This is a genomic window from Thermodesulfobacteriota bacterium, from assembly GCA_039028315.1.
In the GTDB taxonomy this organism is placed as follows: Bacteria; Desulfobacterota_D; UBA1144; order Nemesobacterales; family UBA2774; genus CR02bin9.
Genome location: JBCCIH010000087.1, coordinates 1 through 9,274, shown reverse-complemented (window position 1 = coordinate 9,274; position 9,274 = coordinate 1). Strand labels below are relative to the sequence as shown.

The following is a 9,274-nucleotide window of genomic DNA, read 5'->3' as shown; positions in this document are numbered from 1 at the left end:
TGGATTGGCTGGAGCTAGCTCTTTTATGCGGTCTGAGACAAAAGCAAGCTGAAAATAAATCGGCTGCTCTGCCCAAAGTGTGCCGTCATTATCAAATACAGCAATTCTCTCTTCTGGTTTTACATAAGACTTACTATTTGGATCAGTAACTTCCTCTACAAAACTAATTATTGACTGTTTGGGTTTGCTGTCATTCCATGAAGGCAGGGCTTGTTCTGAAAACGCATTTGAGCTCGCATACAGAATGATTATTGTGATTAGAGCTATAAACTTTCTCATAACTTCTCTCCTAAAAAGAAGCATGGCTGCCTATCTATAATAAACAGCCATGCATTTGTTTGTATTTTAAACTTTAAGGTGATCCGGGAACTTCATTCATCTTCTCTAATACCTGATCAATTGAAAAACTTGCAGCTTTTTGTCTCGGAGGGAAATCCTTTAAAGTAGCCAGAAATTTAGCAACATATGCTTGAGCAGGGATGATCAAAAAGACGTGATCTAAATACCAATCGTAATATGTATTTGAGGTAAGGTTAGCTCTCTCATAGGGATCGCGTCTCAGATTAAATAAGAGCGGAATACGAAGCGGCACAAATGGATCGGCCCAAACAGCAAGTGTACCGGTGGTGCGCTGCTCTGAGAATATGAGTTTCCAGTCCTTATACCTTAGCGCCGTTAAATCCCCGTCATCAGAGAAATAGAAAATCTCATCTCTCGGACTAACATCTACTTCTCCTGTTATTAGCCCAAGTGAGTTGTAACCATCTAGGTGTACTTTATAACTGCGCTTTCCTATTTTCTTGCCTTTTAAGAGCTGGTCTTTTATATCAGGATTACCAGCAATTGCAGCAAAGGTTGGAAGCCAGTCCATGTGGTGCATTATCCCGTTTGAAACTGTTCCGGCAGGAACTTTACCCGGCCACCTAACAGCAGCCGGCACACGCCATCCGCCTTCCCAGTTAGTGTTCTTCTCACCTCTAAATGGTGTCATTGCAGCATCGGGCCATGTGTTCATATGAGGGCCATTATCCGTGCTGTATAGAACAACTGTGTTGTCTGCGATTCCAAGCTCATCAAGTAATTTTAGAAGCTCACCTACATGCATATCATGCTCAACCATGCCGTCGGAATATTCATCCTGCCCAGATATTCCGCGCAGCTCGGACTTCACATGTGTTCTAAAATGCATCCTTGTACCGTTCCACCAAACAAAAAACGGCTCTCCGTCTTCATTTGCTTTTTTAATAAATCTTATAGCTTCAGCCAGGGTCTCATCGTCAACTGTTTCCATTCTTTTCTTAGTCAATGGACCGGTGTCCTCAATTTCACCGCCGGCAAAGCTATGAATAACCCCTCTAGGTCCATATTTTTCTCTAAACCCAGGATACTCTTCTTCTGAAGGATAATCCGGAAGCTCAGGCTCTTCCTCAGCATTTAAATGATAGAGGTTTCCATAAAACTCATCAAACCCGTGATTAGTTGGAAGATGTTCATCTTTATCACCAAGGTGGTTTTTACCAAATTGACCTGTTCTATAACCGCTTGCTTTAAGAACTGTTGCAATTGTCGGATCTTCCTCTTTCATACCAAGCTCAGCGCCCGGAAGACCTACCTTGCTGAGTCCGGTTCGTATAACGCTTTGCCCTGTTATGAAGGTTGATCTTCCTGCTGTACAGCTTTGCTCGCCGTAATAATCAGTAAAAATCATCCCTTCATTCGCAATACGGTCGATGTTTGGAGTTTTGTACCCCATAAGCCCTCTGGAGTTATAGCTTAAGTTTGTCAAACCTATATCATCCCCCCAGATAACCAAAATATTTGGTTTTTTGTTGTCATCATCTGACTTATTTATCTGAGCCATAGACTCAGATAAATAAGCCCCTGATAATAAAAGTAAACATAAAGTTATAAAGAATAGTCTCTTCATTACCATAGCCTCCATTTTTTTATTTTACCGCTATCTTTTTTATTTTATATCTTTAACACATCTAAATCCTGAGTGAGAAAGTCCTGTATCAGGGCTCGATTTCTGTCTAAATGACACTCTATAGCCGGAACAATATGACTCATTACATAAAAACGAGCCTCCTCTTTGCACTTTCTTTTGAGCATAAGGCTCATCAGGATCAAAGCTGTCTTTAGGACCTTTGGGATTCTTGACGCCCTCTTCTTTCTTGCTCATCTCATAGTAATCATTTCTGTACCAATCGCTTGTCCACTCCCATACATTTCCCGCCATATCATATAGTCCATAGTTATTTGGAGGAAATGATTTTACCGGCGCTGTAACTTTAAACCCGTCATCTCCAATATTAGTATAAGGAAAATTTCCATCCCATGTATTAGCTTTGGGCTTACCATTATTTATGTGCTCGTCTCCCCAGCTATAGGGTTTGTCATCAAGACCTCCCCGAGCCGCCCATTCCCACTCAGCCTCTGTAGGCAGACGTTTGCCGGCCCACTTGCAGTACTCGTTGGCATCATACCAAGACACATGTATAACGGGATGATCAACTAGCCACTTTATGCTGCTACCGCGGCCAACAGGCTTTCTCCAATTAGCGCCTGGAACCCATGTCCACCATTGATGAAATGAAGTAAGCTCAACATCTTTATTAGGAGGAGTAAATACTAATGAGCCGGGAACCAATACTGAATCATCAGGTTTTGGTGCGCCCTCGGGGAGCTGTTTTTTTAATTCTTCCCACTTTGGCTTTTGTTCAGCTGTTGTAATGTAGCCGGTATCTTTAACGAATATAGCAAACTGTTTGTTGGTTACTTCAATTTTATCCATCCAAAATGGATCAAGGAGCACTCTATGACTTGGCAGTTCATCTTCACGCGCAAGATCATCACTACCGCCCATCATGAAGTCAGCTTGGGGTATCAACACCATATCAACATAATCTAGATCTGCCTTTTTCGCTTGATTATCAGAACATGCATAAGATATGAAAACAGATAAAATAAGGCCCACTAATATAGTTAATGATCTTGTAATTAAGATATGCTTATCACCCCTAACCATAAAAGAAATATGCTTACCGCCAAAAGAAATTGGATTCAACCTCCATTTTACCATAGCAGTTGTTATTTGCTAGAAATAAAACATATACACTAATACAGATAAGCACATAGAATTAGATTGAGCTAGAAATCTAAGTGAGGTGGGGTGCGTGACCGGATTTGAACCGGCGACCCCTGGGACCACAACCCAGTGCTCTAACCAACCTGAGCTACACGCACCATTGAATCAGTAAATCTCAAATGCAGAATAGATATTATACCAAAGATTTATAATAATAAATGCGCGCCCGGAGGGAGTCGAACCCCCGACCTACGGATTAGAAGTCCGTTGCTCTATCCAGCTGAGCTACGGGCGCTTTTAATTTCTATATATAAAGGATGAACATTCTACCTAAATGAAGAATACTCCGCAATAAGGTTATTATGAGATAAAAAATTTACACTAGGGAATGAACATTAAGATTTATGCTCAAATTCATTGAAAGCAGATCTTAAAATTGTGATACATACCGATACATAAGTGTTGAATCTGGAATCATCGGTGCCTAAAACTAGCGCTTCATGATGAGTACGCAAGAAAGTTGTGTAATACTTGCTATTTATGCCGCATAATTCATCTAATATATCAAGTGCTTTCTTGCCCCATGTTTTAAAATCCTCAGGCTTCCAAAACCCATGAGTATACGCTTTGGATTCCTCTATTAAATCGCTATACCTCTGATTAATTGAATCTTTTTCCATTTATTTTACTTGCTTGATTTCCTAACTTTTAAAGGATCTAATATTTCAATTTGCTGCTGGTCTTTATGAAGACTCTTGTGATCTTCAATAAGTTCGCTTAATACTGACATCTGCAAATTGTTTAAACCTTTAAATGCCACCCCATTTACTTCAACAGTATACGTTTCAGTTACATCTTTGCCAGAAAGAGGTTGATATTTTTTGTTCCCGAAGTTTCTGACTATATAAAGCATTGTTGTAAGTCTTGATTCTTTTCTAGAGTTTGCATTAATAAGAACCCAAGGAGACTTCTGCGATGCCGTGTAGTTGAACATCTGGTCTTTATATTTTGTGAAAGTTTCCCATTTTTTCCTTGCATGAAAATCATTTTCAGAGAACTTCCAGAATTTAAGCGGATCAGACAAACGTTCTTGGAAACGGTAAAGCTGGTGCTCGGGATCTACAGATAGATAAAACTTAACCAAGGTTAGTCCTTTATCAATCAAATTATGCTCCCATTCCAAGACCTTGTGCATAAAGTATTCATATTGGGACTTTGTGCAATATCCCATTGTGGGTTCGATCAATGCCCGGTTATACCAAGATCTGTCAAAAAAGACCATCTCACCTTCTCTAGGAAGTTGCTGTTCGTAGCGACGAAACCAATATTTTGATTCTTTCTTAGTGGGTATACCCAGATCAACTATTCTAAAATATTTGGGCATTAGATTCTGTGTGAGTCTAAGAATAGTCGAGCCCTTGCCTGCCGCATCTCTTCCATCAAAACAGATACATACTCTCTGACCAAGCTTTACAATTTTTTGTTGAATTGTTAGAAGTTCCAGTTGCAAACGTCTTTTTTCAATATTGTAGTCTTTTATTGAGACTCCTGTATATGGAGCTTCAATCTTCTCGACTTTTTTCCCGGTAAGTTTTTTCATACCGAAAGTCCTCCAGTATAAGTTTGACGCCCTAAAACCGTGCTGAAAAGGTTTTACCCTACCCTTATTTAATCATTATAATCAATAAATACTAATGTAATATGAAGGAATTATACCTAATTATAAGAATTTCAGATACCTAAAGACATCCTCTACCATACCTCTTATGAATTAAGCAAGAATTTTCCTTGATTTTGTATCTGTCTATATTGAAATCATTGAAAATTGGGTTATAATTTTAATAGGTGGAAGGAGAATGATTCCAAAAAACTATATGTACAAAATGCGTCTTCATGTAGTTAGTAATTGTAGTTAGCTACTGCTGAAACACATCTCTATTTCTCAATTCCATCCTATTACATTTTTTACGGCATAGAATTAGCTTATTTTTATCAGTAAGCCTATATGCCAGAATTTGAATTTAACGATTGCATCATACTTACCTATTTAAATGGCGATGGTGAGTTGTGCAATCTCTATGTTATAGAACATATTGCGGATAGTGATTATCCGCCAATAAACTAGGAGGGATTGTTATGAGAAGTCTATTTAAGTTTGCCTTTGTTTTATTCCTAGCTTTAGCTTTATTTACAGACAATTCCAATGCGCAAGGAACTGGTTTTGGACTAGTAGTAGATAAAGACGGAACGCCAACAGTAAATGCTGGCGGATTTATGAATTACACCTTAGTAATTCAAAACAATGATAATTTCTTAGGCTGTAATACCTTTGGTGAAGATGTGATTTTGATAGACGATTTACCTGACACTTTCACTGCAACCTCCATTACAGCAACCAAATACACAACTGTAACTGAAGAAACACTCGATTGTGACACAAGCGATATTGGAGTAGATAACATTTTAGAATGTGACCTTGGGAGTTTTAACCAATTTATCGGGTTCTTCCCATTATCTACATACGTAATTGTTCAAATTAGCGGTACTGCCCCAGCCGTATTAGGCGATATAACTAATGAAGCGGAAGTATTCTGTGATGGTTTTGGCCCTACCGGTGACACTACGGACTTTACGACTACAGTAGTAGCACCTGGCGGTCCTCAACCTGATCTAGTAATATCTAAAGCAGATGTCACAGATCCTGTTGTTGCTGGATCAACAGCTTTTTACAACTTAACTGTATTTAATGCAGGAACTGCACCGGCGAACAACGTTATAATTAGAGATATACTGCCACCTGGCACTTCGTATAATGATGCTTTATCATCACCAACTTGCTTTGAAACACCGAACAACAGAGTTTCATGTCCGGTTGCAACACCTATTAATCCCGGAACATTTAGAATTAGAACAATTGCAGTTGATATTTCCGCTGCTTTCGATGAACCATCGGTGATTCAAAACATAGCAAGGGTATTCTCATTGAACGAACCGGATTCTGATGAAAGCAACAATATCACATTCGAACCAACACAGATTGTTCCACCAGCCCCAAACACAACAGTATCTGATCTGGTTGTAACGAAGACCTCTCCTGATACGGTAGTTGTAGATCAAGAGTTCGATTATGTAGTGAATATTTATAACGCAGGGCCTGACACAGCTGATAATGTAATGTTCACTGATTCACCTTTTATGGGGACAACTATTGATATTGGTAACATTATAATATCAAATCCTCCAGGTCTGGCTACATGCATGTTTACTGTAGATAATAATTTTACTTGTGATATTCCTGATTCTATTCCAGCCGGACAGTCAGTTAGTTTTATAATCCCGGCTACATACCCAATGGGTGCTCCACTTCCACTCGCTCCTGGCCCAACACCAATATTTAATGCTGCTACTGCAACATTAGGTGATAGCGATACTGATGACACTGATCAAGTAGACCCGGCACCAAGCAACAATACATTTGTTCAAATCACAAATGTTGTTCCTCCTGGTCTTCCAGAAAGAGAAGTAGACTTGGTTCTAACTAAGACATCTCCAGGTAATGTTGTGCTTGATCCTCCAGGCGGTCCTTTCGAGCCATATAAATATGTAATTGATGTGCTTGTTGGAGGCCCGGATAATGCAGAAAGCCTAAGGATAAGAGATACATATCCTACAAATATTGATGTGGGTAATTTTGAAGTCTTTGTAAATGGCTTACCAACAGCTGATACTTGTATGGATTTTGCAGATGACAATTTCTTCAGATGTGATCTTGCAGGCGTATTTGAGCAAGGTGATCAAATCAGAATCCAGTATGACGCTACTTATGTAGGTCTTCCTCTACCGCCACTTCCATATGAGCCGTTCCCTATATTCAATCACGCTCAGGCACTACTTTTCAACGATCCTGATGATCCGCTAGACTTTATTTGGATAGATCCAACACCTGAGAATAATATTGATGTTGCTATAACAAATATATTCAACCCAGTAATAGAACCTGAAGTAGCAGATCTAGTGCTGACAAAATCTATGCCTGACATCATTATTCCAGGCACGCTAGCTCCAACAAACACTTTTGGAATTTCAATTGAAGTTGCAAATCTAGGACCGAATACAGCTAGGGATGTGACAATAACTGATATTATCCCAGAGGATGTGACCATACTAACATTCGAGCCCGATGACGGCACCTGTAATGAGGTAAACAATATCGTATCTATGAGACCTGAGATAATTTGTGATGTGGGAGATATAGAACCTGGACAAATTGCTAGGGTAGATTTTAGAGCCGTATATACTGGACCTGCTCCTCAATTCCCTAATTTCAGAGCTGTATTTAATCTAGCAACAGCTACTTTGGGATTGGTCAGGCCTCCACAAATTGATCCAGACCCTACAAACAACACCGACGTTGAATTTGGAAGGGCTCTTATTCCACAAAATATCGTTCTTGCTGATCTAGACGTAAGAAAATCAGCTCCAGTGGTAATTATAGATACAGAAATTGACCAACCATTTAGCTATTTCCTACAGGTTACAAACCTTGGTCCAGGCGAAGCGCAGAATGTGATGCTGAGAGATATTATTCCAGCTGACATTGCGATTAATGAAGGCACCCTACCTGCAGGATGTGCTGTAAGCATGGGTGAAATTGAATGTGATATCGGTACACTGACTAACGGTCAGACTGTGAATTTAGAATTTGAAGCAACGTACACTGGTATTGCTCCTCCACTACCGGATTCAGTACCAGTATTTAACTTAGCTAAAGTGTTCTTCGATCCAGCGATTATTGAGGGTGACCCAATACCGGACACAATTCTATTGGATCTTGAGCCTGCTAATAATACTGCTTCTGCAATAACTCGGGTTATCGCAGAGCCGCCAAGTATAAATCTAGTTGACCTATTTGTGGTTAAGGTAGATTCACCTGACCCGGTCGTTTCTGAAGGTCTTCTAACATATACACTGTTTGTGTATAACTTTGGTCCGGAAGATGCCGAAGATGTGATATTAACCGACATATTGCCTGAAGGCGTTGAATTTGTGAGCGCTGACAATTGCAACGAACCGATGGGACAAGTAATTACTTGTAACATAGATCTGATTGAAGAAGGTACCGTTGCAATTCGTCAGATCAGGGTTAATGCACCAGAAGTAGCAATTGATGAAGATCCAATTATGATAATTAATGCGGCGAGAGCTGATGTTAATCCGTTTGCGTTATTAATAGAGGAAAATACACTTCAGCTAGATTTTGCCCCATCAAACAATACTGATTATGAAAAAACAACAGTTGTTCCAGTACCGCCTCCAGTATCTGATCTTTCAATTGATAAAGCAGATACACCAGATCCGGTTATCGAGGGCAACATACTTACCTATACAATATTTGTTAAGAACGGCGGACCAAATGATGCATACGGCGTCAGAATATATGATTGGCTGCCAACAGAAGGACTTGTGCTAGATACCGTTGAATTTGTAACAACCAGCGGAGCAGACTGCATGCAGGATCCTATGGGTGCTGGACTAAATGTGGTTCAGTGTGACATAAATCTTTTACCTGCAGACACAAGCGCAACTATCACAATATCGGTTGAAGTTGACGAGCTGCCTCCTGGATTAGAGTTCTTAACCATGTTCAACCTTGCGAAAGTTGAATCTGTGGGAACTGAAGAAGAACGTGCTTCTGCAGATCCTAACCCACTTAACAATGTAGTTATAGAGTCAACTCTAATTGGAGAATTTGTACCGGTGGCAGATCTCTTTATTATAAAAAGCGACTCTCCAGACCCAGTGATAGCTGGCAATAACCTTACATATACGCTGTTTGTAAGTAATGCAGGACCTAATACAGCTACAAATGTAATTGTTACAGACACTCTACCAGCTGGTGTTAATTTTATATCCGCAACTCCAGATCAAGGAAATTGCGGCGGACCTGTTGGCGGAGTTGTAACCTGCAACTTAGGAACTCTTACTGAAGGGGCCTTTACACAAGTAAGAATACGTGTAACTCCTCAGTTTCCTGGAACTTTGTTAAATGTTGCTCAGGTAGCTGGCGATCAGCATGATCCATCGTTATCAAATAATATATCACCTCAAACAACAACAGTAGTACCAGGAAATGTACCTCCTCCAGAACCACCAGAGCCAGGAGGAAATGACTTGTTTATTCTTAAG

General features: G+C 39.9%; 6 protein-coding genes and 2 tRNA genes. 1 reads left to right on the top strand and 7 read right to left on the bottom strand.

The window, feature by feature from the left end; all coding sequences use genetic code 11:
- From AAF462_06745 to AAF462_06715, 7 genes are all read right to left on the bottom strand, one after another.
- Positions 1–279: haloacid dehalogenase-like hydrolase (locus tag AAF462_06745; GenBank protein MEM7008817.1), on the bottom strand; the 279-nt coding region annotated here is incomplete at its 3' end.
- Positions 280–352: 73 nt separating this feature from the next.
- Positions 353–1,861, bottom strand: a complete 1,509-nt coding sequence (locus AAF462_06740) for an arylsulfatase (GenBank protein ID MEM7008816.1) — start codon at positions 1,859–1,861, stop codon at positions 353–355.
- A gap of 105 nt (positions 1,862–1,966) precedes the next feature.
- Complete coding sequence (locus tag AAF462_06735) at positions 1,967–3,067, bottom strand: formylglycine-generating enzyme family protein (protein MEM7008815.1); 1,101 nt, start codon at positions 3,065–3,067, stop codon at positions 1,967–1,969.
- Positions 3,068–3,168: 101 nt separating this feature from the next.
- Positions 3,169–3,246, bottom strand: a tRNA-His gene (locus AAF462_06730).
- Positions 3,247–3,309: 63 nt separating this feature from the next.
- Positions 3,310–3,383: transfer RNA gene (locus tag AAF462_06725), tRNA-Arg, on the bottom strand.
- A gap of 100 nt (positions 3,384–3,483) precedes the next feature.
- Positions 3,484–3,768: a hypothetical protein gene (locus AAF462_06720; protein ID MEM7008814.1), complete on the bottom strand. Its 285-nt coding sequence runs from the start codon at positions 3,766–3,768 to the stop codon at positions 3,484–3,486.
- Positions 3,769–3,773: 5 nt separating this feature from the next.
- Complete coding sequence (locus AAF462_06715) at positions 3,774–4,688, bottom strand: polyphosphate kinase (protein ID MEM7008813.1); 915 nt, start codon at positions 4,686–4,688, stop codon at positions 3,774–3,776.
- Between the two features lie 536 nt (positions 4,689–5,224).
- Between AAF462_06715 and AAF462_06710 the strand changes: the two genes are divergently transcribed.
- The coding region (locus tag AAF462_06710; GenBank protein MEM7008812.1) for a DUF11 domain-containing protein at positions 5,225–9,274 on the top strand (4,050 nt) is incomplete at its 3' end.